At 59.0% G+C, this 22,260-nt stretch carries 21 protein-coding genes and 1 tRNA gene; 13 read left to right on the top strand and 9 right to left on the bottom strand.

What is annotated here, in order from left to right; all coding sequences use genetic code 11:
* The first annotated feature begins 238 nt into the window (after nucleotides 1–238).
* Nucleotides 239–1,681: a magnesium transporter gene (gene mgtE, locus KJY40_RS22990; protein WP_007960287.1), complete on the top strand. Its 1,443-nt coding sequence runs from the start codon at nucleotides 239–241 to the stop codon at nucleotides 1,679–1,681.
* 114 nt (nucleotides 1,682–1,795) lie between these two features.
* Here mgtE and KJY40_RS22985 read toward each other — a convergent pair whose 3' ends face one another.
* Nucleotides 1,796–2,122 (bottom strand): Arc family DNA-binding protein, encoded by a 327-nt coding sequence (locus KJY40_RS22985; protein WP_003178899.1) that lies wholly within the window; start codon nucleotides 2,120–2,122, stop codon nucleotides 1,796–1,798.
* 389 nt (nucleotides 2,123–2,511) lie between these two features.
* Here KJY40_RS22985 and phnN point away from each other — a divergent pair, with 389 nt between their 5' ends.
* Nucleotides 2,512–3,081, top strand: coding sequence for a phosphonate metabolism protein/1,5-bisphosphokinase (PRPP-forming) PhnN (gene phnN / locus KJY40_RS22980; protein WP_230733007.1), 570 nt, complete (start codon nucleotides 2,512–2,514; stop codon nucleotides 3,079–3,081).
* On the opposite strand, the gene KJY40_RS22975 is transcribed toward phnN, so the two are convergent.
* Nucleotides 3,056–3,235 carry a PA3371 family protein gene (locus KJY40_RS22975; RefSeq protein ID WP_221615372.1) on the bottom strand — a complete coding sequence of 60 codons (180 nt, stop codon included), beginning with the start codon at nucleotides 3,233–3,235 and terminating at the stop codon, nucleotides 3,056–3,058. The genes phnN and KJY40_RS22975 overlap by 26 nt on opposite strands.
* Before the next feature lie 20 nt (nucleotides 3,236–3,255).
* On the bottom strand, nucleotides 3,256–3,483 hold the full coding sequence (locus KJY40_RS22970; protein ID WP_230733005.1) for a hypothetical protein: 228 nt from the start codon (nucleotides 3,481–3,483) through the stop codon (nucleotides 3,256–3,258).
* 284 nt (nucleotides 3,484–3,767) lie between these two features.
* Between KJY40_RS22970 and KJY40_RS22965 the strand changes: the two genes are divergently transcribed.
* Nucleotides 3,768–3,844: transfer RNA gene (locus tag KJY40_RS22965), tRNA-Arg, on the top strand.
* A gap of 73 nt (nucleotides 3,845–3,917) precedes the next feature.
* On the opposite strand, the gene KJY40_RS22960 is transcribed toward KJY40_RS22965, so the two are convergent.
* Nucleotides 3,918–5,300 (bottom strand): lysozyme inhibitor LprI family protein, encoded by a 1,383-nt coding sequence (locus KJY40_RS22960; RefSeq protein WP_230733002.1) that lies wholly within the window; start codon nucleotides 5,298–5,300, stop codon nucleotides 3,918–3,920.
* 215 nt (nucleotides 5,301–5,515) lie between these two features.
* Here KJY40_RS22960 and KJY40_RS22955 point away from each other — a divergent pair, with 215 nt between their 5' ends.
* From KJY40_RS22955 to KJY40_RS22940, 4 genes are all read left to right on the top strand, one after another.
* Complete coding sequence (locus KJY40_RS22955) at nucleotides 5,516–7,120, top strand: tetratricopeptide repeat-containing response regulator (protein ID WP_230733001.1); 1,605 nt, start codon at nucleotides 5,516–5,518, stop codon at nucleotides 7,118–7,120.
* Nucleotides 7,117–7,809 (top strand): sensor histidine kinase, encoded by a 693-nt coding sequence (locus KJY40_RS22950; protein WP_007960318.1) that lies wholly within the window; start codon nucleotides 7,117–7,119, stop codon nucleotides 7,807–7,809. Before KJY40_RS22955 ends, KJY40_RS22950 begins: the two co-directional genes overlap by 4 nt.
* A gap of 219 nt (nucleotides 7,810–8,028) precedes the next feature.
* Nucleotides 8,029–9,270, top strand: a complete 1,242-nt coding sequence (locus KJY40_RS22945; protein WP_230737744.1) for a glutamine synthetase family protein — start codon at nucleotides 8,029–8,031, stop codon at nucleotides 9,268–9,270.
* Between the two features lie 68 nt (nucleotides 9,271–9,338).
* Nucleotides 9,339–10,709 carry an MFS transporter gene (locus KJY40_RS22940; RefSeq protein ID WP_230733000.1) on the top strand — a complete coding sequence of 457 codons (1,371 nt, stop codon included), beginning with the start codon at nucleotides 9,339–9,341 and terminating at the stop codon, nucleotides 10,707–10,709.
* A 62-nt stretch (nucleotides 10,710–10,771) separates the two neighbouring features.
* Here the strand turns inward: KJY40_RS22940 and KJY40_RS22935 are convergent, their stop codons facing one another.
* From KJY40_RS22935 to flgA, 4 genes are all read right to left on the bottom strand, one after another.
* A complete protein-coding gene (locus KJY40_RS22935) occupies nucleotides 10,772–11,518 on the bottom strand; it encodes a flagellar brake protein (protein ID WP_230732999.1) in 747 nt (248 codons plus the stop codon).
* Nucleotides 11,519–11,613: 95 nt separating this feature from the next.
* Nucleotides 11,614–12,081, bottom strand: a complete 468-nt coding sequence (locus KJY40_RS22930; protein WP_230732998.1) for a flagella synthesis protein FlgN — start codon at nucleotides 12,079–12,081, stop codon at nucleotides 11,614–11,616.
* 48 nt (nucleotides 12,082–12,129) lie between these two features.
* Nucleotides 12,130–12,456 (bottom strand): flagellar biosynthesis anti-sigma factor FlgM, encoded by a 327-nt coding sequence (flgM, locus tag KJY40_RS22925; RefSeq protein ID WP_007960324.1) that lies wholly within the window; start codon nucleotides 12,454–12,456, stop codon nucleotides 12,130–12,132.
* Nucleotides 12,457–12,663: 207 nt separating this feature from the next.
* Nucleotides 12,664–13,425: a flagellar basal body P-ring formation chaperone FlgA gene (gene flgA / locus KJY40_RS22920; RefSeq protein ID WP_230732997.1), complete on the bottom strand. Its 762-nt coding sequence runs from the start codon at nucleotides 13,423–13,425 to the stop codon at nucleotides 12,664–12,666.
* An 82-nt stretch (nucleotides 13,426–13,507) separates the two neighbouring features.
* On the opposite strand from flgA, the gene KJY40_RS22915 reads away from it, so the two are divergent.
* The 6 genes from KJY40_RS22915 (at nucleotide 13,508) to flgE (ending at nucleotide 18,502) form a co-directional block, all read left to right on the top strand.
* Nucleotides 13,508–14,440 (top strand): chemotaxis protein CheV, encoded by a 933-nt coding sequence (locus KJY40_RS22915; protein WP_085607426.1) that lies wholly within the window; start codon nucleotides 13,508–13,510, stop codon nucleotides 14,438–14,440.
* Nucleotides 14,441–14,487: 47 nt separating this feature from the next.
* On the top strand, nucleotides 14,488–15,315 hold the full coding sequence (gene cheR, locus KJY40_RS22910) for a protein-glutamate O-methyltransferase CheR (RefSeq protein ID WP_007960327.1): 828 nt from the start codon (nucleotides 14,488–14,490) through the stop codon (nucleotides 15,313–15,315).
* Nucleotides 15,316–15,556: 241 nt separating this feature from the next.
* Nucleotides 15,557–15,964: a flagellar basal body rod protein FlgB gene (gene flgB / locus KJY40_RS22905; protein ID WP_007960328.1), complete on the top strand. Its 408-nt coding sequence runs from the start codon at nucleotides 15,557–15,559 to the stop codon at nucleotides 15,962–15,964.
* A gap of 3 nt (nucleotides 15,965–15,967) precedes the next feature.
* Nucleotides 15,968–16,411, top strand: a complete 444-nt coding sequence (flgC, locus tag KJY40_RS22900) for a flagellar basal body rod protein FlgC (RefSeq protein ID WP_054593596.1) — start codon at nucleotides 15,968–15,970, stop codon at nucleotides 16,409–16,411.
* 15 nt (nucleotides 16,412–16,426) lie between these two features.
* Nucleotides 16,427–17,155, top strand: coding sequence for a flagellar hook assembly protein FlgD (flgD, locus tag KJY40_RS22895; RefSeq protein WP_230732996.1), 729 nt, complete (start codon nucleotides 16,427–16,429; stop codon nucleotides 17,153–17,155).
* 30 nt (nucleotides 17,156–17,185) lie between these two features.
* Nucleotides 17,186–18,502 (top strand): flagellar hook protein FlgE, encoded by a 1,317-nt coding sequence (gene flgE, locus KJY40_RS22890; protein WP_230732995.1) that lies wholly within the window; start codon nucleotides 17,186–17,188, stop codon nucleotides 18,500–18,502.
* A gap of 291 nt (nucleotides 18,503–18,793) precedes the next feature.
* Here flgE and KJY40_RS22885 read toward each other — a convergent pair whose 3' ends face one another.
* A complete protein-coding gene (locus tag KJY40_RS22885; protein ID WP_230732993.1) occupies nucleotides 18,794–21,688 on the bottom strand; it encodes a ribonucleoside-diphosphate reductase subunit alpha in 2,895 nt (964 codons plus the stop codon).
* Between the last annotated feature and the right edge of the window lie 572 nt (nucleotides 21,689–22,260).

Below are 22,260 nucleotides of genomic sequence, written 5' to 3'. Positions count from 1 at the left end.
TCGCAGTGTGAAGGATCAGGACAGCGCTCAGCTTTGTCTCGCAAGCGCTTGTTTCAGCCACTATTTTTTAACGTTTAAAACCGTCAGGCGGTGTATCATTGCGCCCGTCAGCCCCGCCGGGGCTTATGGAAAACCTCCATGGACTTACCCAGTAGTTATTCAGTAACCCGTTTCACCAATCATGAATTGACTGATTGATCCTTCCGGCGTGCCCCGCTGCTGGGAGTGGAGTTCGCCTATGTCCGAAATCGAAGTAAAGAAAACACAGGAAAGCCTGCAGGATCGCCTGGCTCAGGTGGTCGAGCTGCTGCAGCGCCAGCGGGTCGTCGAAGACCTGACTCATCGCCAGGAAGGCCCGCATCATGACCGGGTCGAGAACCTGGTCCACCGGCAAAATCTCGTCGAGCTGCAACGCAAGCTCGATGATCTGCACTCCGCCGACGTCGCCTACATTCTTGAAGCCCTGCCGCTGGACGATCGTCTGACGCTCTGGCAGCTGGTCAAGGCCGATCGCGACGGCGACATCCTTCTCGAAGTATCCGATTCCGTCCGTGAAACGCTGATCGCCGACATGGACGATCATGAGCTCCTGGCCGCGGCCAAGGACATGGATGCCGACGAACTTGCTGACCTGGCCTCCGAGCTGCCGCGAGACGTCGTCCATGAGCTGATGGAGACTCTGGATCAGCAGCAACGCGAGCGTGTGCGTTCGGCTCTCTCCTACGACGAGGAGCAGGTCGGTGCGCTGATGGACTTCGAGATGGTGACCATCCGTGAGGATGTCAGTCTTGAAGTGGTCCTGCGTTACCTGCGTCGCCTGAAAGAGCTGCCGGGCCATACCGACAAGCTGTTCGTGGTCGACTACGACGGCGTGCTCAAGGGCGTGCTGCCGATCAAGCGTTTGCTGGTCAATGACCCGGAGAAACAGGTTTCCGAAGTCATGGCCAGTGACCCGGTGAGTTTTCACCCGGATGAAGACGCCTACGACGCTGCTCAGGCCTTCGAACGTTACGACTTGATCTCGGCCCCGGTGGTCGACAAGAACGGCAAGCTGATCGGCCGTCTGACCATCGACGAAATGGTCGACCTGATTCGTGAGGAGAGCGAAAGCGAAGTCCTCAACATGGCGGGTCTGCGTGAAGAGGAAGACATCTTCGCCTCCGTCTGGAAGTCCCTGCGCAACCGTTGGGCGTGGCTGGCGATCAACCTGATCACGGCATTCGTCGCATCGCGGGTGATCGGTCTGTTCGAAGGTTCGATCGAGAAGCTGGTGGCCCTGGCGGCGCTGATGCCGATCGTGGCGGGTATCGGTGGCAACTCCGGCAACCAGACGATTACCATGATCGTTCGCGCCATGGCCCTCGATCAGGTCAGCACCGGCAACACTTCGCGCCTGATGCGCAAAGAGCTGGCCGTGGCGTTGATCAATGGCCTGGTCTGGGGTGGGGTGATCGGTGTGGTCGCTTACTTGCTTTATGGCAGCTGGTCACTGGGCGTAGTGATGACGGCCGCCATGACGTTGAACCTGCTGCTGGCAGCGTTGATGGGGGTGTTGATCCCGATGACCCTGGCCAAGATGGGCCGCGATCCGGCGATGGGCGCCAGCGTGATGATCACGGCCATGACCGACAGTGGTGGCTTCTTCATCTTCCTGGGGTTGGCGACGATTTTCCTGCTCTGACTGACTGCAATGAAACAGCCCGCCGATCGGCGGGCTTTTTTTCGCCCCTGAAAAACCCGAATTGCAGGCAAAAAAAAGCCAGCATTCATGCTGGCTTGAGATGTTCGGTTTGACTCAGGATGCGTCTGCGGCCATTTCGGCGTCGTGGGCGATCAGAGAGACCAGCGCGTTCTGCTGGCGATGGGAGAGCTGGCGGAAGCGTTGCAGCAGCTCGCGTTCGTGCAGCGACAGCTCCGGGCTGTCCAGGCGCATGCTCAGCTCTTCGCCCAGTGCACCTTCCTGAATAAGACTCTGCTCAAGGCGCGCAATGATCTCGGAGTTCATGCTGCGATGATGATTGCGAGCCACCTCGGCAATGCGTTCACGCATTCCGTCTGGCAGACGTACGACGAACTTGTCAGCCGTACGGCTGGAATAAATTGCCTGTTTCAATGGGCGCATATATTTAACCGGTTAGTTCAGGGGAGCGGTTCTCGGGATTGGCCGCAGGATGTGTGGTAGGACAAGCATCCGCGCCAAATGGTTCAACCTGAATTGTTAAGAGGCGCGCATCATGCCTCAAAATTGCCAGATCATTGGCGTCAATTCTGTGACAAATATTGATCCGGGTAAAGGCGTAATGCCAGCACCAATTATCAGAAATGCGGACTGGTTTGAAAAGAAAGCATCGGCCCGTATCGCTGACCGCGTCCTGAAACACGTCGACAGATGCCCGAAGGCGTCAGAACGTGCATGCTATGCGGGTTGAATCGTTGTTCCTTACCTTGTACAGGATAGTGGCAAATGGCCGATTTACTAGGGGCAAATGCCCGCCGGAGGGCGTTTTCAGGATGGATGGCAGGCTGATTTACCTCATGGGACCTTCCGGCTCCGGCAAGGACAGTCTGATCGAGGCTGCGCGGGAACCCTTGCGGGCGTTGAACTGCGAAATCATCAGACGAGTGATCACTCGTTCGGCTGAATCCGTGGGCGAGGATGCGATCGGCGTGACGCCGCAGGAGTTCGAGCAACGCCAGCGCGCTGGCGAGTTTTCGCTGGCGTGGGAGGCCAACGGTCTCGCCTACGGGATTCCGGTGGAAATGGACCAATGGTTGAAAGCCGGTAAGCACGTGCTGGTGAATGGCTCTCGGGCGAACCTTCGGCAAGCGCTGCAAAGCTACCCGACGCTGGTGCCGGTGCTGCTGACGGTTCGGGATGATGTCCTGCGTGAGCGCCTGCTCCGGCGTGGCCGGGAGACGCTTGAGCAGATCGATGCGCGGCTGGCCCGCAATACGCTGTTCAAGGACAGGCGATCAACAGACAGCCCTGTTCACCTGATTGACAACTCGGGTGACCTGGCCGATGCCGTCAATCATCTGCTGGAGCTGGTCAGGTTCAGCGCAGTACCGGGTCAAACTTGATCTTGCGCCCGGCCACCAGCGCCAATACGAACAGCGCCGAGAAAATGCCACAACCGATCAGGGGCAGGGATATTTCGGTTTCCTCGAACAGCGAGAAATGCCCGAGGCCACTCAATAAGGCGAGGATCAAAAATCCTGCAGCTGACTTGGACATGCTGTACTCCTGAAGATATTTCAAAACACCAGACGTTCAGTCGAATGCGCTGGCAACGCCTTTTCAGACTCGCTGACCGCTTGCGGGGCGAAGCTCTGATCGCTCAACACCGCCCATTGCGGCGCCTTCTGCACTTGCAGGTAATGCGGCATGCGCCCGGCCACTTTCTCGTTGTCCTCGGGGACGAAGTGAAAGCCCACCAGGACGGCCAGTGCGATTGCGTTTGCGAACACGAGGGCGCTGTTCATGAGACGAGTCTCCGATTGTTCTTGTATAAGAACCGGTAAAGCAGCCGTCGTGCCAATAGTCTAACCGCTGTTAAGTCCTTTAAAAACAAGCATTTAACAGGGTTTTTAGATGAGGGTGCATTGCATTCTGCAATGATGGCTTTTTGCGGTGATGCAAATTGCACGGTAAAACATCCGGCACCCTTGCAAGGCGCCTGCCTACACTTAAAAAGCCCTGCGGACGACATGACAAATCAGGGCCCGGCCGTTAACATGCACGCCGTCTGTCGCACCGACAGTCCTGTGTCCCAGTAGCTCAATTGGATAGAGCATCCCCCTCCTAAGGGGAAGGTTGGCAGTTCGAACCTGCCCTGGGACACCATCTATTGAAAAGCCCCGCGCAGAGTAATCTACGCGGGGCTTTTTTGTGTCTTTCTGCTGCGTAGAACAGTGGCCTAAAAGAACTCAGCCCCACCTTCGGCTTTGCCAATTGAGGTGCTGACCTGCGTGACATGTCGGCGCCCGTTGACCGAGTAACTAAGCTCGGTGCCTTCTGGCCCTGGCTTGCGTAGCATCAGCAAGGCGGGCAGGCCGTTTTTTTCGTCATAACTTCCGAACCAATTGATCAGCCTTGCGATGTAACACTCGTTGGCGATGATCACTGGCATGTCTGTGACCGGTTCTACTGCGTAATAACTGGCGCCATAGCTGTTGTAGCTTTCAGGGTCTTCTTCTGAAGCAGGAACGGGGCAAATGGGACCTTGCTGCGGGTTTGTTAGTAGAGGTTTGCCAGCGTTTGATTTGATCAGCGCCTGGGTCAGTGTCTTTTGCAAACCTGCCTCAATGTTGTAGGCGGTGTCATCTGCATCACGGTGCTGACTGCGAGGTACCGTCAGTTTGTAGTCGTAACGAACCGTGACGGTCGGCATCTGGCTGTTGATCTTAAGGGGATTGAGCAAGTACACATCATCAGCGCCGTATGATCCGTTGCGATAGGCGAGATACATCCTTCCATGAGATTTGATCCAGCCTGCCGATTGGTTGGCGCCTCGATCATTGGTAGAGAACAACGAGCTGCCGGCGCCGGCGTCCAGATCATAGGGAGCCAGTCTTCTGGTGAACCGTTCTCCATCGCGACGGAAGGTTTCATAGAAGCTGAATAGGCCGGTACCACCGGTGTAGGTTGAAACGATCAGGTCTCGTTGGCCATCGCCGTCCAGGTCTATCAACGTGTAATTCGCCTGGCCCTGCTCGGCTTCAGCGTCAAGGCCGGAAGCATTAAGCGCTTCCCATTCATTCTGAGTTACACCCTTGGGAATGCTTTTGGGAAACAAAGTCTGATCGTAAGTGTTGTCGTCGCTGGGATCGCCGGAGAACGAGGTTTCGCCGTTGGCGGTTGTGAGAGAGCCCAACGCCCGCTCCAGCGCAAACTCCGGATTCTCCTTGCTCATCTCCCGAACCAGCAGCTGCAGATCCTCCATGACCTGTTTATCGATCTCGTCCGGTTTGTAGGCCACTGCGTCGATCCACTGCGCGTGCAAGACCTGCAAACGATCCTGATAACGCTGACTCAGGCAACTGACCTCCTCGCCACACCGATCACGCTCCTTCAGCCACTCACGCTGGGCCTTTTTCACTTCGGTCTGCGCCGGCGTGGCCTTCATCAACTTCCGGTAAGCCGCCCCCATCTGCGCATCCAGTTCATACAGCGGCTTGTCCGCGCAAATCGCCTTCTCCACAACACTCGCCGCCTTTGTGCAGTCCATTCCGCTCGCCAGTGCCTGCTGCAAAAACAGCAGCGCACAGGCCGACACGATGTAGCGTCCCTTGATGTACACGATGAATCCTTTGCCGTTGGAAGGTGAGAACCGCCGCGCAGGGTAATCCTTGCGCAACGAATCTTGAACCCCCGCTTCAAGAGAACCGCTGATCCGGCCGATAACCCAATCGGTGACTTCAGAGTCGCGCGAAATCGCTTGATAGCATTTGGCCGGCAGCTATCATCTGCGCGCCTGGAAATGGTCCATCTTCTTCAATTGCCTGGAAATCCTCGATGCTGTCGTATCACCAAAAGAGTTTTCTGATCGTCGATGATTTCTCGGATTTCCGCAGTTCCGTGCGTTCGATGTTGCGCGAGTTGGGCGTCAAGGATGTGGACACCGCCGACACCGGTGAGCAGGCGCTGAAAATGTGTGCGCAGAAGTCCTACGATTTCATCCTCCAGGACTTCCATCTCGGTGACGGCAAGAAGAACGGTCAGCAGGTGCTGGAAGACCTGATGATGGAGAAGCTGATCAGCCACGAAGCGGTGTTCGTGATGGTCACGGCCGAGACCAGTCAGGCGATGGTACTCAGTGCCCTGGAGCACGAGCCGGACGCGTACCTGACCAAGCCGTTCAACCGTTCCGGCCTGGCTCAGCGCCTGGAGCGTCTGGAGCAGCGCAAGACGTTGCTCAAACCGATTCTGCAAGCTCTCGACCGTGGTAAGCCGGTCGAGGTGCTCAACGCCTGCATCGCCCTTTGCAAGCAGGACATCCGTTATTCGCCGCTGTGCCTGCGCTATCGCGCCGATGCGTTGCGCGACATGAACCAGAACGAAGCGCTCGAGCGCCTTTACGACAGCATCATCGCCGACCGGCCGTTGCCGTGGGCGTTTGCCGGGTTGGGCAAGTTGCTGTTCAAGCGCGGGCAGGTCAGTCAGGCCAAGGGCGTTTACGAAAAAGCCCTGAAGGTCTTCCCGATGATGCCGGCGCTGTATGACGGCATGGCTGACGTGCTGGTCGCCGAAGGCGATACCAAAGGCGCGCAGCAAGTGTTGGAGGAGGCGATTCGCCTGTCGCCGCTGGCGGTGCGCCGTCAGGCGTTGCTGGGCAAGCTGGCGATGGCCAACGAAGATTTCGACACGGCTTCACGGGCCTACCGTCAGGCCGTGTCTCAGGGCGCGCAATCGCGCTTCAAGGATCCGGAAAGCAATCTGGGCCTGGCCCATGCCTTGATCAGCAAGGGCAGTGAGCGCGGGCTCGACACCCGTACGCGGCTGGAGATCAACACCACACTGAGTGCGGTGGCGAAAGAAAACCCGACCGATCCGGGCCTGCAGATTCGCGCGCGTCTGATGAAGGCCACGAGCCTGTTGCTCAACGATGCCGAGACCGCTGAGAAGCTCACCGAACAAGCGCTGATGCGCCTCGACGGCATGGAGCAGTTCATGAGCCCGGAGGCGGCGTTGCTGGTCGCCAAGCAATTGCAGATGCTCGGCCAGGCCGAGGCGGGCACTTCGATGCTCAAGAGTTGCGCGGAAATCTACGGCGATGACCCGACGGTGATGAAAGACATCGCCAAGCTCACCGATGACCCGACTATTCTCAGCTCCAGCAACGCCGCCGCCGACCTCAACCGTCAGGGCGTGCGCGTGTACAAGACCGGTAACCTGGTGGAGGCCCGCGAGGTGTTTCGCAAGGCGCTGAAGATGCAACCGAAGAACATCAGTATTGCGCTGAACATGGCCCAGTCGCTGCTACATGGCACCGACACCAATGTGCCGTCGGCGGAGCTGGAAGAATGTCGGGCCTGCCTGAAACTGGTGGGCATGATGCCCGATACCGACGCGCGTTATTCGCGCTATCAGAAGCTGAAAAGCAAGGCGTTTGGCGAATGAACCAAGACGAGCAGGCTCTGGACTTTTCCACGGTGATCGCCTCCACCGTTCACGACATGAAGAACTCGCTGGCGATGCTGATGCAGGCCCACAGCCAATGGCTGGCGCGTCTGCCCGAAGCACAGCGCCAAGGGGCGGAGCAGGGCGTGATCGACTTCGAGTTCGCCCACCTCAACGGCATGCTGGTGCAGTTGCTCGGGCTGTACAAGCTCGGGGTCAATCAGATGCCGTTGCAGCCGGCCTATCACGAGCTGGACGATTTCATCGAGGCGCAACTGGCGGCGCATCAGGAAGTGTTCGCCAGTCGTGGAATCATCGCCACTTACGAAGTCGATCCGCTCAGTCCCTTGGGTTTTTTCGACCGTGAACTGATCGCCTCGGTGCTGGGCAACTGCATCAACAACGCGATCCGTTACGCCCGTGAATCGCTGCTGATCACCGTCAGCGACGAGGCCGGTCAACTGGTGCTGAGTATCAATGACGACGGCGATGGTTACCCCGCGGAAATGCTCGAGCGTCAGTCCGATTATGTGCAGGGCATCAACCACAGCAGTGGCAGTACCGGCCTGGGTCTGTACTTCGCCGGACGCATCGCCGCGCTGCATCAGCGCAACGGTGTTGGCGGCCGGACCGAGATCCGTAATGGCGGCCCGCTGGGCGGCGGCGTGTTCAGTATTTACCTGCCCTGAATCACGGATTCATCGACCGGAATTCTTTTTGTTGGCTGCTGCTTGATATTCCGAACAGCCGAAGCCTATTTTGTCCGGGTCGCCGTTCGCGGCTCGCACAATAACAAGGATTGCGTCATGACAACCGATGGCCAGCGTTCACTCGCGCAGCGATTGACGGGCATTGATGAGATTGAATGTGTCACGCCGGATTTGAACGGCGTGCCACGGGGCAAGGTAATGACCGCCGAGGGTTTCCTCGAAGGGCGGCGTTTGCAGTTGGCCCGGGGGGTGCTGCTGCAATGCATCATGGGCGGTTATCCCGCCGCCAAATTCTACGGCAGCGATGACGGCGATCTGGCGCTGGTGGCCGATCCTGCGCAGATCCATCCGTTGCCATGGAGCGAAGAGCCTCGGGCCTTTGCCATCTGTGATGCCGACGAGCTGACCGGCGAAAGCTCCAACCTGTCGACCCGTGGCCAGCTCAAGAAAGTCATTGCCCGCTACGCAGCCCTCGGTCTGGCGCCGGTGGTGGCGACCGAACTTGAATTCTTTGTGTTCGCTCCGAACATCGACCCGACCCAGCCATTCCAGCCGCCCGTCGGTCTCGACGGCCGCCGCGAGGACGGTCACTCGGCGTTCAGCGTCAGTTCCAACAACGGTCTGCGGCCGTTCTTCAGTGAAGTCTACAAATGCATGGCGGCTTTGGGTTTGCCGCGCGATACCTTCATGCACGAAATGGGCGTCAGCCAGTTCGAGATCAACCTGCTGCACGGTGATCCGCTGTTGCTGGCCGACCAGACCTTCCTGTTCAAGCACCTGCTCAAGGAAGTCGCGCTCAAGCACGGTTTGACCGTGGTGTGCATGGCCAAACCGCTGGCGCACACGCCGGGCAGTTCGATGCACATTCACCAGAGCATCGTGGAGATCGGCAGCGGCAAGAATGTGTTCAGCGATGCGGACGGTCAGCCGACCGCGATGTTCCGTCACTTCATCGGCGGGCAGCAGGCGGGCATGGCTGACTTCACCGCGTTGTTTGCGCCGAACGTCAATTCGTACCAGCGCCTGTGCCATCCGTTTGCGTCGCCGAACAATGCCTGCTGGTCCCACGACAACCGCGCCGCCGGCTTGCGTATTCCGGCCAGTTCGCCGGTTGCCCGTCGGGTGGAGAACCGCTTGCCGGGCGCCGATGCCAACCCTTACCTGGCGATTGCTGCGAGTCTGGCGGCCGGCTTGTACGGCATCGAGCATGAGCTTGAGCCAAGCGAAGCGATTCAGGGCGAGTTCGATGTGCCGGACCATCTCTCGCTGCCGTGTACCTTGCACGCGGCGCTCGAACGTCTGAAACGCAGCCAGCTTGCAAAGGAACTGTTCGGCACGGAGTTCATCGAAGGCTACCTCGCTTCGAAGACCATGGAGTTGACCAGTTTCTATGATGAAATCACTCCCTGGGAACGCCGTGTTCTAGCAGCCCAGGCCTGACGAAATGTCGCCGTCGGGCTATCGTTTGATAGCCCGATACTTACCGCAAGGAGCCGCTCGGAACGCCGATGCGCCAAATCTGGAAATCCTTTCGAGCGCTGTATTTCGCCTCGCTGATGATGTTGATCGGCTCGGGCCTGCTTTCTACTTATCTGGCTTTGCGTCTGGCTGCCGACCATGTCGACGGGTTGTGGGTCGGTGCGTTGATGGCGGCCAACTATTTCGGTCTGGTGCTGGGCGGCAAGATCGGTCACCGCCTGATTGCCCGGGTCGGGCATATCCGCGCCTACTCGGCGTGTGCGGGAATCGTCGGCGCGGCGGTGCTCGGTCATGGTCTGGTGGACTGGCTGCCGGCCTGGCTGGTGCTGCGGACCATCGTCGGCCTCGGCATGATGTGCCAATACATGGTCATTGAGAGCTGGCTGAACGAGCAGGCCGACGCCAATCAGCGCGGCCTGGTGTTCAGCGGCTACATGATCGCATCGTATCTGGGGCTGGTGCTCGGTCAGCTGATTCTGGTCATGCACCCGGGCCTTGGCCTGGAACTGCTGATGCTGGTCGCGCTGTGTTTCGCCCTGTGTCTGGTGCCGGTGGCACTGACCCGACGGATTCACCCGGCGCCGTTGCATCCCGCGCCGATGGAGCCGCGCTTCTTTATCAAGCGTGTGCCGCAGTCGTTGAGCACGGTGCTCGGGGCGGGGTTGATCATCGGTTCGTTCTACGGTCTGGCGCCGTTGTATGCCTCGCAGCAAGGGCTGTCCACCGAACAGGTCGGTCTGTTCATGGGTAGCTGCATTTTTGCCGGGCTGGTGGTGCAGTGGCCGCTGGGCTGGTTATCCGACCGTTATGACCGGGCGCTGTTGATCCGCTGCTTTGCGCTGTTCCTGGCGGTCGCTGCATTACCGCTGGCGATCCTGCCACAGGTGCCGCTGGAGGTGCTGTTCGTGGTCGGCTTCCTCTGCTCGCTGGTGCAGTTTTGCCTGTATCCGTTGGCGGTGGCGTTCTCCAACGACCACGTCGAAGGTGAGCGCCGGGTGTCGCTGACGGCGATGTTGCTGGTGACCTACGGCGTGGGCGCCAGTATCGGTCCGCTGGCGGCCGGGGTGCTGATGAAGCTGTTCGGGCCGCAGAGCCTGTACGCGTTCTTCACCTTTTTCGCGCTGGTGCTGGTGTGGCGGATCCGGCCGAAAGCCGTGACCAATCTGCATCAGGTCGACGATGCGCCGCTGCATCACGTGGCGATGCCGGACAGCATGTCCAGCTCGCCGCTGGTGGCTGCGCTTGACCCGCGGGTCGACGAGCAAGTGGTGCAGGAGCAGATGCAGAATACGGTCGTTCCAGAGCCGGAGCCCGAACCGGAACCCGAGTCAGAACCTGTCGCGCCAACCGATTCGACAGTCGAGGGTGAAGGGCCGGACATCAGTACCGCCAGACCTTGATCCAGGCATAAAAAAAAACGGGCAGTCACCACAATGACTGCCCGTTTTTTTATGCCTTCCGATCAGAGATCGTCTTTATCGAACCGACGCGCTTCGCGTTGCAGTTGATAAACGAAACGCTCGACGTTGCGGGCCGCCGGGCCGCTGATGTTGTGAAAGCGCAGGCCGGCGAAGGTGATGTTGAGTTTTTCTTCGAAGTGCAGGTAACGCAGCTCGACCGAGGTCGGTTGGTTGCCGAACAACGGCGCGGCGATCAGGCGATCATAGACCTGGCCCAGTTGCAGGCGGTCGGTGATGTCACCTTCGAAACGCAGTTTGCAGCCGGTGGCGGAGATATCCAGCAGTTTGCCGTCGATCGGTGCCTTGAGCTTTTCGCCACCGAGCACGACGCTGACCAGATCCGTCAGCTTCAGGGCGGCGCGGAAGGCATTGCGGCGCTGGTGATAAACCACTTCGGTCGGCAAAGCACCGGTGTAGAAGCGGTCGCCGTCGGAATCCTTGATGCTGAGCGTCCCTGTACATTCCCAGGCAATGCGCACGCCATCGTGAAAGCCCTCAACCTTGAACGGTTCGCCTGCTTCCAGAAAACGTTCGCCGTCGCGCGGGATCATTTCATCAAGCTTGATCGAACCGTTCTCGCGATCGACTTCAATCAGGTAGCTCTGGAAGCGCTGGCTGCGCTCGTGGAAGGTGATGATCAGCGGATCATGGCTTTCTTGCAGCTGGCGCAGGTTACTGGAGATTTCCAGAGGTGTGGTGAGCACCTTTGGGGGCTGCGGAGCATCATCCGCGCTGAGGACGTTGGACACGTTAAATCAATCTCCAGACAAAATTTGACTACGGCTGGCCAGTATTTTGCCAGCATGTTTCGCACGTTGATAGGGCGCAAGCATAGAAGAAAGCATCACGCCTGGCTGAGCGCGCGCGGTTTCTGCAGTTTGGAGAAGGTGCCACTGGCATCGTAGAGCGCAGGAGGCTCGCCGCCGGTGAGGATTTTCAGCTGATTGGCCGTGGCGGCCTGCTGCATGACGATCGACTGGCCGTTCTTGACGTTGGCCGCCTGGCACTGGGCAATCAGGTCGGTCAGGACATCGCTCTGGCTCAGCAACTGGTCGCCGATGCTCGACTGGCTGGCCAGTTGTTCCAGGCCGGCGCGGTCGAGCGAAAGATTGAGACTGGCGAGGATTTCACTGCGCTTGCGGCCATGCTGTTCGAGCAGAATGATCAATGCCTGCTTGCGCGCCAGAATTTCTTCCAGCAGAGGCATGTCGCGACCGTGCAAGGCGAGAGACTCGGTTTGCAGTAACTCCAGCAATTGTTGAGCTGGAGCAAAGTCGTCGGTGATCAGTTGCAATAAATTAGTGTCGTGCATGGCTGGCCTTGGGTTTTAAGCGTCCAAAAGCCTGGCGCTGACCGAGGCCTAGCGCTGGGCTTCGAAATTGAGCAGTTTGCTGGCTACACGGTTGCTGTCGACTTTATAGCTGCCATCGGCAATCGCTGCTTTCAACTCGGCCACGCGGGCTTTGTCGACGGCAGGCTGATCGCGCAGCTTGTCAGTGACCTTCTGCAACTGTTGAGCCTCATTGCTGAGGTGTACCGATTCCCCGCTTTTTGCGGTACTGGCCTGTTCGGCCGGGGTATTCAGCGGCGCGGAGGTGCCGGTTTCGGCGGTTTCCTTGGCGTTGCTGGTACGTGTACTGCCCGTAAGTGACGAGGAGCTGTTCAAACGGCTGAAATCGATGACCATGTTAAAAACCTCTGGGAATTTGGACGCTTGCCATGTTCTCGGCCATCCCCTGGAAAACTTTAGGCTCATTTAGCAATGAGCTTGCATGCGCCGTTGCAGGTCCTGCTGCGGCACAGTTTAGGGAACAGCTCTGGTCAGCGCCAGTTTTCTGCCTGGGTACTCAGGGGCTTTTCGAATATCCGTTCATCTTGCTGCTCATTTCGTCGTTCACATGGCCACTTCCACCTGACCGGGCGCGATAACCTGTGCCTTGATAACCCGTTGGGAATTGAGGTTTTTCACCCGAATCTGTTCTTTCAGGCCACCGTTGGACAAGGCTTCGCCCGGCATCCGGACGGCGAGGGTACCGCTGCGGGCGGTGATCACCACTTGATCGCCCTTGCGAACCACTTCGGCCTGTTCCAGGTGGACCAGGGTAATGACTTGATCGGCTACCGTTGGTCGGGTCAATTTCTGTCCGATGGCCTCATCCACCGACGTCAGGAAACCCTGATTGATCGTGCTGACGTCGCGCTCGCGCAAGGTCACGTCCTGAGGCTCGATGATGCCGGCGCGTTTGAGTGGCCGCGTGGTGGTGACAATCTCGCGAAACAGGCGGACTTGAGCGGGGACGAACACCGTCCATGGGGAGGCGCCTTCGCAGCGGACCTTGACCGTGACACGGCCTAGAGGGCGTGCCGGACTCTCCAATGTCGCTGTCAATTCCTTGTCGCACATAGGCATGCGCATGCGTGGATCGAGCTGGTTGACCTCGATTTCATAACGGCCTTCCGTTTGACTGGTAGCCAGATAGTCTTCTACGGTGAATTCAAGAAAGCCCTGAGTGACGCCGATAAGCATGTCAGGCAAGGTAACCGCATCAGCACCGGCAGGGTTGCCAGCGAAAAACAGGCAAACGGCGGACATCGCGCAAAGCCCTCTGCGGAGGGGAGATGTCAGGCGTCGGAAAAATGTCGTTTGAGCGTTCATACGAGTTAAAAAGCAAGCGCCGTGCCGTTTAGCAATGAATGTGCGTCGCAACAACACTTGGCGTTGGTGTAGGAGTCTGGGCATGGCTGGTGTAATGGATTCGGTGAACCAGCGCACGCAACTGGTGGGGCAGAATCGCCTGGAGCTGTTGTTGTTCCGTCTCGACGGCCAGCAGCTCTACGGGATCAACGTGTTCAAGGTTCGGGAAGTGCTGCAATGCCCGCAACTGACGGTGATGCCCAAGTCCAGTCCTGTCGTGTGCGGGGTGGCGAATATCCGGGGGGCGACCATTCCGATCCTTGATCTGGCGATGGCGACCGGCTCCGGTGCTTTGAAAGACAAGAACAGTCCGTTCGTGATCATCACGGAATACAACACCAAGACCCAGGGTTTCCTGGTGCGCTCGGTGGAACGTATCGTGAACATGAACTGGGAAGAGATTCATCCGCCGCCCAAGGGCACCGGACGCGATCATTACCTGACCGCTGTGACTCGGGTCGACAATCAGTTAGTCGAAATCATCGACGTCGAGAAGGTGCTGGCGGAAGTCGCGCCGACACCGGAAGCGATTTCGGTCGGCGTGGTGGATGTCGAGACCCAGAGCAAGGCGTTGTCGCTGCGGGTGCTGACGGTCGATGACTCGTCGGTGGCGCGCAAGCAGGTGACGCGTTGCCTGCAGACGGTCGGCGTCGAAGTGGTGGCGTTGAACGACGGCAAGCAGGCGCTGGATTACCTGCGCAAGCTGGTCGACGAGGGCAAGAAGCCGGAAGAAGAGTTCCTGATGATGATCTCCGACATCGAAATGCCGGAGATGGACGGGTACACCCTGACGGCCGAGATCCGCAGCGACCCTCGCATGCAAAAGCTTCATATCATCCTGCATACTTCGTTGTCGGGTGTGTTCAATCAGGCGATGGTCAAGAAAGTCGGTGCCGATGACTTCCTGGCCAAGTTCCGTCCTGATGACCTGGCATCCCGGGTAGTCGACCGGATCAAAGCAGCAGATATCAGCTAAGGGCCTTCTGCCCCTGGCGTTCAACACGATTTAAGAGGCGGCATCATTTGTCTACGGGTAATTTGGATTTCGAACAGTTCCGGGTCTTCCTGGAAAAAGCCTGTGGCATTTTGCTCGGTGAAAACAAGCAGTACCTGGTGTCGAGCCGTCTCAACAAACTGATGGAGCAGCAAGGCATCAAGTCCCTGGGTGAGCTGGTTCAGCGCATCCAGACCCAGCCGCGCAGCGGTTTGCGCGAGCAGGTGGTCGATGCCATGACGACCAACGAAACCCTGTGGTTTCGCGACACCTATCCGTTTGAAGTCTTGAAGAACAAGGTGCTGCCCGAGGCGATCAAGGCTGCTCCCAACCAGCGTCTGCGGATCTGGTCGGCGGCCTGCTCGTCGGGTCAGGAACCCTATTCGCTGTCGATGTCGATCGATGAGTTCGAGCGGACCAACATCGGCCAGTTGAAGATGGGCGTGCAGATCGTTGCCACCGATCTGTCCGGCAGCATGCTGACCAACTGCAAGACCGGCGAGTACGACAGCCTGGCGATCGGCCGCGGTCTGTCCGCCGATCGCCTGCAGCGCTATTTCGACCCGAAGGGGCCGGGACGCTGGGTGATCAAGGCGCCGATCAAGAACCGGGTGGAGTTCCGCTCGTTCAACCTGCTCGACAGCTACGCAAGCCTGGGCAAGTTCGACATCGTGTTCTGCCGCAACGTGCTGATCTACTTCTCCGCCGAGGTGAAGAAGGACATCCTGTTGCGCATTCACAGCACGCTGAAGCCGGGCGGTTATCTGTTCCTTGGCGCTTCCGAGGCGCTGAACGGTCTGCCGGATCATTACCAGATGGTTCAGTGCAGCCCGGGGATCATCTACCAGGCGAAGTGATCAAGACCGGCAAGACAAGAAACGGGAGTCCTCAGGGGCTCCCGTTTTTTTATGCCTGAAGGTTTTTCCGGTGACTGGCGGCGGCAGAAAAGCGGCATCCGGCGGAAACCGGTTGCCGCTTTTCTGGCATTGCCGCGTTGCCGGTTCCTTGCAAGGCCCCGTAATCCGGGGCTTTTTCAAACTGGCACGACGCTTGCTATAACCCAGTTACGAAAAATCCGGTCACCTGAAGGTTCCCGACATGAGCATCAGCTTCGATAAAGCGCTCGGCATTCACGAAAAGGCTCTGGGCTTCCGCGCCCAGCGTGCCGAAGTGCTGGCCAACAACATCGCCAACGCCGACACCCCGAACTACAAGGCGCGGGATCTGGAGTTCTCCAAAGTGCTCGAAGCACAGAGCCAGAAGAACGCCAACGGCACCATCGCCCTGAACATGACCAACAGCCGCCACATCGAAGCTGAAGGCCTGGGCAATGGCGACGAGTCGCTGATGTATCGCACGCCGATGCAGCCGTCGATCGACCAGAACACCGTGGACGCCCAACTGGAACAGTCGAACTACGCGGAAAACGCCGTCGGCTTCCAGGCCAGCTTCACCCTGCTCAACAGCAAATTCAAAGGGCTGGTGTCAGCCCTGCGCGGAGAGTAATTCATGTCCCTGTCCAGCGTTTTCAACATTGCCGGCAGCGGCATGAGCGCCCAGACCACCCGCCTCAATACCGTGGCCTCGAACATCGCCAACGCCGAGACCGTCTCGTCGAGCATCGACCAGACCTACCGTGCCCGTCACCCGGTGTTCGCCACCATGTTCCAGGGCGGCCAGAGCGGCGGCAGCAATTCGCTGTTCCAGAACCAGGACGCGGCCGGTCAGGGCGTGCAGGTGCTCGGCGTGGTCGAGGACCAGAGCAACCTCGAAGCGCGCTACGAGCCGAACCATCCGGCGGCCGACGCCAAGGGCTACGTCTACTACCCGAACGTCAACGTGGTGGAAGAAATGGCTGACATGATTTCCGCGAGCCGGTCGTTCCAGACCAACGCCGAAATGATGAACACCGCCAAGACCATGATGCAGAAAGTACTGACCCTCGGTCAGTAATAAGGGGCGACTGCCATGAGTGTTACCGATACCACCAGCAGCCTGAGCATGAACGACATACTGGCCAACTCTTCGAAGAAGACCAGTAGCACCACCACCGGCGGCATCGCTTCGGCCACCAACAGCTCGACCGGCGGCCAGGCCCTGGGCAAGGATGCGTTCCTGCAACTGCTGGTCACCCAGCTGAAAAACCAGAACCCGCTCGACCCGCAGGACAACAGTGCATTCGTTGCCCAGTTGGCGCAGTTCAGCAGCCTTGAGGGCATCACCACCCTCAACAGCACCGTCAGTTCGCTGGCCGGCAACTACAACTCGTCGCAAGCCCTGCAGGCTTCGTCGCTGGTTGGCCGCAACGTGATCGTGCAGACCAATTCGGTTCAGCTCGACGATCCGAGCAAAGGCATGACCGGTTCGGTCACCGTTCCGTCGTCGATTGCCGGCGGTACCGTGACCATCACCGACAGCTCTGGTGCGACCGTTCGCACCATCGATCTGGGCAGTCGCGCCGCAGGCAATGCGAGCTTCACCTGGGACGGCAAGGACAAGGACGGCAATCTGGTGAAGACCGGTACCTACACCGTCAAGGCCAACGCCTCGATCAACGGCACCGCGACCGACATGGCGACCTACCTGCCTGCCACGGTCACCAGCGTGACGATCAGCCAGACCGGTGGCGAGCTGATGCTCAACCTGTCCGGCAAGGGCACCGTTGCCCTGTCCAAAGTACAAACCATTGGTATATAGAGCCGACTAACCGGCACAAAGGAGTGGAATATGTCTTTCAATATCGGCCTTAGCGGTCTCTATGCAGCCAACAAGCAACTGGACGTGACCGGCAACAACATCGCCAACGTCGCGACCGCCGGTTTCAAATCGTCCCGCGCAGAATTCGAAGACGTCTACTCGGCGACTCGCCTGGGCAGCGGCAGCAAAGTCATCGGCAACGGCGTGCGCCTGGCCAACGTTTCCCAGCAGTTCACCCAGGGCGACATCAACAACACCGGCAACGTGCTGGACATGGGCATCAACGGTTCGGGCTTCTTCACCCTGAGCAACAACGGTTCGGTGTCCTACACCCGTGCCGGTACGTTCAAGGTCGACAAGGACGGTTTCATCACCAACACCGACTACACCTCGCGTCTGCAAGGCTATGGTGTGGATGCCAACGGCAAGATCATCAACGGCGTGTTGACCGACCTCAAGATCGACACCTCGAACCTGGCGCCGAAGTCCACCTCGCTGGTGACCTCGACCATCAACCTGAACTCGACCGCTCCGGTGATCGACGACACAGTGGCGGCTGGCAAGTTCGATCCGACCAACACCGCGACCTACACCAAGTCGTTCAGCACGCCGATCTATGACAGCCAGGGCAACCAGCACACCATGGATCAGTACATGGTGAAAACCGGTGCCAACACCTGGAAGGTCTACACCCTGGTGGACGGCCGTAACCCTGACGCTACCGGCAGCGATCCGAAAGTCACCGCGCCAGTGGCTTCGACCATGTCCTTCGACTCCACTGGCAAGCTGACGCAGGTCAGTACTCCGCCAGGCCCGGTGATCAGCAGCGACCTGAAGCTCACCGGCTGGGTGCCGGGCACGGTCACCAACGGCGTGTGGACTGCCAACGGCGCTTCCGCGAACCCGGCCGGCATCACCATTTCGATGGCCAAGACCACGCAGTTCAACGCTGACACTGCACGTTCGATCCCGACTCAGGATGGTTACGCCACCGGCCAGATTACCAACCTGACCATCGACGGTACCGGTACGCTGTTCGCCAACTTCAGCAACAACCAGAGCAAGGCTATCGGTCAAGTCGCGCTGGCGAGCTTCACCAACGAGCAGGGTCTGCAGCCGATCGGTGGCACCAGCTGGAAGGAAACCTTCGCTTCGGGTATCCCGGGCTACGATGCGCCGGAAACCGGTACGCTGGGTTCTGTGGTGTCGAACTCGCTGGAAGAGTCGAACGTTAACCTGACCAACGAGCTGGTTGATCTGATCAAGGGTCAGAGTAACTATCAGGCGAATGCGAAGACCATTTCGACTCAGAGCACCATCATGCAGACCATTATTCAGATGACCTGATTTCTGGGTTTGGTTTTGCACGGGAGCCCCTCTTTTTGAGGGGCTTTTTTTTGTCTCGGTTTTTTGGGGGGATAAACGTTGATAGCGCCGCCACCCGAGGTGGTCACAAGTTGACGGACAGGCTCAGGGCGTGAAGGGGCCTGCACGTCAAGAGCTGCAGCCGAGCTAACGCTCATCCTGTGGTTTGACTGGCTTGGGCTTTTGCGCGGGCAAAAGAAAACCCCCGACAAACCAGAGGTCTGTCGGGGGCTTCTCGGATCAGGCGTTTCGCAACGCCCGATTCAGCTCAGCTTATTGGCAAGCTTCGCAATCCGGCTCGTCGATGGCGCAGGCCTTCGGTACTGGAGCCGGGCCGGCAGGGGCTGCCAGGACCGAGTCGTCACCGTGGTTGCCGCCGCTGGATACAGCGTTCAGCTTGCCGGTGTTGATGGTCGACTTCTCGGTGCTGGTCGCGGCCAGGGCACGGAGGTAGTAGGTGGTTTTCAGGCCACGGTACCAGGCCATGCGGTAGGTCACGTCCAGCTTCTTGCCCGATGCGCCGGCGATGTACAGGTTCAGCGACTGGGCCTGGTCGATCCACTTCTGACGACGGCTGGCGGCGTCAACGATCCACTTGGTGTCCACTTCGAACGCGGTCGCGTAGAGCTCTTTGAGTTCTTGCGGGATGCGCTCGATCTGCTGAACCGAACCGTCGTAGTACTTCAGGTCGTTGATCATGACCGAGTCCCACAGACCGCGAGCCTTCAGGTCGCGAACCAGGTACGGGTTGATCACGGTGAATTCGCCCGACAGGTTCGATTTCACATACAGGTTCTGGTAGGTCGGTTCGATCGATTGCGATACGCCGGTGATGTTGGCGATGGTCGCGGTCGGTGCGATGGCCATGATGTTCGAGTTACGGATGCCTTTCTGTACACGGGCGCGAACCGGTGCCCAGTCCAGGGACTCGGTCAGGTCGACGTCGATGTACTTCTGGCCACGTGCTTCGATCAGGATCTGTTGCGAATCCAGCGGCAGTACGCCTTTGGACCACAGCGAACCCTGGAACGTCTCGTACGAGCCGCGCTCGTCGGCCAGGTCGCAGGATGCCTGGATCGCGTAGTAGCTGACCGCTTCCATCGACTTGTCGGCGAACTCGACGGCAGCGTCGGAACCGTAAGGGATGTGCTGCAGGTACAGCGCGTCCTGGAAGCCCATGATGCCCAGACCGACCGGACGGTGGCGGAAGTTGGAGTTCTTCGCCTGCGGTACCGAGTAGTAGTTGATGTCGATCACGTTGTCGAGCATGCGCACGGCTACATCAATGGTGCGCTTGAGCTTGGCGGTGTCCAGCTTGCCGTCGACGATGTGGTTCGGCAGGTTGATCGAGCCCAGGTTGCAGACCGCGATCTCGTCCTTGTTGGTGTTCAGGGTGATCTCGGTGCACAGGTTCGAGCTGTGAACAACGCCGACGTGCTGCTGAGGGCTGCGCAGGTTGCACGGGTCCTTGAAAGTCAGCCATGGGTGGCCGGTTTCGAACAGCATCGACAGCATCTTGCGCCACAGGTCTTTGGCCTGGATGGTCTTGAACAGCTTGACCTTGCCCGGGTACTCGGTCAGGGCTTCGTAGTACTCGTAGCGCTCTTCGAAGGCCTTGCCGGTCAGGTCGTGCAGGTCCGGTACTTCGGACGGCGAGAACAGGGTCCACTTGCCGTCATCGAAGACGCGCTTCATGAACAGGTCAGGGATCCAGTTGGCGGTGTTCATGTCGTGGGTACGACGACGGTCATCACCGGTGTTCTTGCGCAGCTCGATGAACTCTTCGATGTCCATGTGCCAGGTTTCCAGGTAGGCACACACAGCGCCTTTGCGCTTGCCACCCTGGTTAACGGCAACGGCGGTGTCGTTCACCACTTTCAGGAACGGAACCACGCCTTGCGACTTGCCGTTGGTGCCCTTGATGTACGAACCCAGTGCACGAACCGGCGTCCAGTCGTTGCCCAGGCCACCGGCGAATTTCGACAGCATGGCGTTGTCGTGGATCGCGTGGTAGATGCCCGACAGGTCATCCGGCACGGTGGTCAGGTAGCAGCTCGACAGCTGTGGACGCAGGGTACCGGCGTTGAACAGGGTCGGGGTCGAAGCCATGTAGTCGAACGAGGACAGCAGGTTGTAGAACTCGATCGCACGGTCTTCTTTCTGCTTCTCTTCGATCGCCAGGCCCATGGCCACGCGCATGAAGAAAATCTGCGGCAGTTCGAAACGCACGCCATCCTTGTGGATGAAGTAACGGTCGTACAGGGTCTGCAGGCCCAGGTAGGTGAATTGCTGGTCGCGCTCGTGGTTGATCGCCTTGCCCAGTTTTTCCAGGTCGAAGTCAGCCAGCACAGGGTTCAGCAGTTCGAACTCGATACCTTTGGCGACGTAGGCCGGCAGTGCCTTGGCGTACAGGTCGGCCATTTCGTGGTGAGTGGCGCTCTCGGCCACGCCCAGGAAGCCCAGGCCTTCGGCACGCAGGGTGTCCATCAGCAGGCGGGCGGTCACGAACGAGTAGTTCGGCTCGCGCTCGACCAGGGTACGGGCGGTCATCACCAGGGCGGTGTTGACGTCGTTCAGGGCCACGCCGTCGTACAGGTTCTTCAGGGTTTCGCGCTGGATCAGGTCGCCGTCGACTTCGGCCAGACCTTCGCAGGCTTCGGTCACGATGGTGTTCAGGCGGCCCATGTCCAGTGGCGCGAGGGTGCCGTCGGCGCGGGTGATGCGGATCGACGGGTGCGCCTGTACCGGTGCGTCGGCGGTGGTGCGAACGGCGCGTTCCTTGGAACGGGCGTCACGGTAGATCACGTAGTCGCGAGCCACTTTCTGCTCGCCGGCACGCATCAGGGCCAGTTCGACCTGGTCCTGGATTTCTTCGATGTGGATGGTGCCGCCCGACGGCATGCGACGCTTGAAGGTCGCGGTGACCTGTTCGGTCAGGCGGGCAACGGTATCGTGGATTCGCGACGAAGCGGCAGCGGTGCCGCCCTCAACTGCGAGAAACGCTTTGGTGATAGCGACGGTGATCTTGTCATCGGTGTAAGGAACGACAGTGCCATTACGCTTGATCACACGCAGTTGGCCTGGCGCGGTGGCAGCCAGATCCGAATTCGAATCGGCGGCCTGCGGCAAGGTGCCCTGCGGGTTCTCGCGAGTTGTGTCGGTTTGCATGGGTGTCTCCACGTTCTCTATGTTTGTTTGGGCACCATCACGGTGCCCACCGTTCCGTCCTGAAGCACTACAACCGGCAGTTGCCGGGTAACGACTTCGGGACAGTTCAGGAAGGGGGCCTTGTGGGCGCCGCTTCCATGCCGAAGTCTTCGGTTCGCGCGATAGGCGCGAAACCGCATTCCATTCGGGGAGCAGTTTCGGACTGCAACACCCGTACCGTTTACGCCGTGATCGGCTGAAAAACGGTAGCCATCCGCAGGCGCGGTTTGGGCTTCTGAAAATACGTTTGGTTCAACCCGACAATGGCAATAAAAAGCCTTGAATTCACTGTCCGGTTTGTGTTTGGTTTTTTTGCCTCAACCCCTACATGTAGGGGTTTTTCAAGCGCGGGCTACAAGATAATGCGTTTTGGGGGAGGATTGCAACGGACAGCCTGTGGATAACCCTGTGCGTAAATTGTGTGCGAAATGTCGAATTCACGTGTAGGCCGCGAACCTGCTGAGCTAGACCGTTTGTCACTGTTTTCCACCGCAAAAAAATGCCGCGGCGGAATTTTGAGGGCGCGAACCCTA

It is taken from the genome of Pseudomonas fitomaticsae (assembly GCF_021018765.1).
Classification (GTDB): domain Bacteria; phylum Pseudomonadota; class Gammaproteobacteria; order Pseudomonadales; family Pseudomonadaceae; genus Aquipseudomonas; species Aquipseudomonas fitomaticsae.
This window is presented reverse-complemented; position numbering and strand designations above follow the sequence as displayed.

Bases quoted from the DNA above. Each gene is read 5' to 3' on its own strand.
- mgtE (WP_007960287.1), top strand. From the start codon at position 239: ATGTCCGAAATCGAAGTAAAGAAAACACAGGAAAGCCTGCAGGATCGC.
- KJY40_RS22985 (WP_003178899.1), bottom strand. From the start codon at position 2,122: ATGCGCCCATTGAAACAGGCAATTTATTCCAGCCGTACGGCTGACAAG.
- phnN (WP_230733007.1), top strand. From the start codon at position 2,512: ATGGATGGCAGGCTGATTTACCTCATGGGACCTTCCGGCTCCGGCAAG.
- KJY40_RS22975 (WP_221615372.1), bottom strand. From the start codon at position 3,235: ATGTCCAAGTCAGCTGCAGGATTTTTGATCCTCGCCTTATTGAGTGGC.
- KJY40_RS22970 (WP_230733005.1), bottom strand. From the start codon at position 3,483: ATGAACAGCGCCCTCGTGTTCGCAAACGCAATCGCACTGGCCGTCCTG.
- KJY40_RS22955 (WP_230733001.1), top strand. From the start codon at position 5,516: ATGCTGTCGTATCACCAAAAGAGTTTTCTGATCGTCGATGATTTCTCG.
- KJY40_RS22950 (WP_007960318.1), top strand. From the start codon at position 7,117: ATGAACCAAGACGAGCAGGCTCTGGACTTTTCCACGGTGATCGCCTCC.
- KJY40_RS22945 (WP_230737744.1), top strand. From the start codon at position 8,029: ATGACCGCCGAGGGTTTCCTCGAAGGGCGGCGTTTGCAGTTGGCCCGG.
- KJY40_RS22940 (WP_230733000.1), top strand. From the start codon at position 9,339: ATGCGCCAAATCTGGAAATCCTTTCGAGCGCTGTATTTCGCCTCGCTG.
- KJY40_RS22930 (WP_230732998.1), bottom strand. From the start codon at position 12,081: ATGCACGACACTAATTTATTGCAACTGATCACCGACGACTTTGCTCCA.
- flgM (WP_007960324.1), bottom strand. From the start codon at position 12,456: ATGGTCATCGATTTCAGCCGTTTGAACAGCTCCTCGTCACTTACGGGC.
- flgA (WP_230732997.1), bottom strand. From the start codon at position 13,425: ATGAACGCTCAAACGACATTTTTCCGACGCCTGACATCTCCCCTCCGC.
- KJY40_RS22915 (WP_085607426.1), top strand. From the start codon at position 13,508: ATGGCTGGTGTAATGGATTCGGTGAACCAGCGCACGCAACTGGTGGGG.
- flgB (WP_007960328.1), top strand. From the start codon at position 15,557: ATGAGCATCAGCTTCGATAAAGCGCTCGGCATTCACGAAAAGGCTCTG.
- flgC (WP_054593596.1), top strand. From the start codon at position 15,968: ATGTCCCTGTCCAGCGTTTTCAACATTGCCGGCAGCGGCATGAGCGCC.
- flgD (WP_230732996.1), top strand. From the start codon at position 16,427: ATGAGTGTTACCGATACCACCAGCAGCCTGAGCATGAACGACATACTG.
- flgE (WP_230732995.1), top strand. From the start codon at position 17,186: ATGTCTTTCAATATCGGCCTTAGCGGTCTCTATGCAGCCAACAAGCAA.
- KJY40_RS22885 (WP_230732993.1), bottom strand. From the start codon at position 21,688: ATGCAAACCGACACAACTCGCGAGAACCCGCAGGGCACCTTGCCGCAG.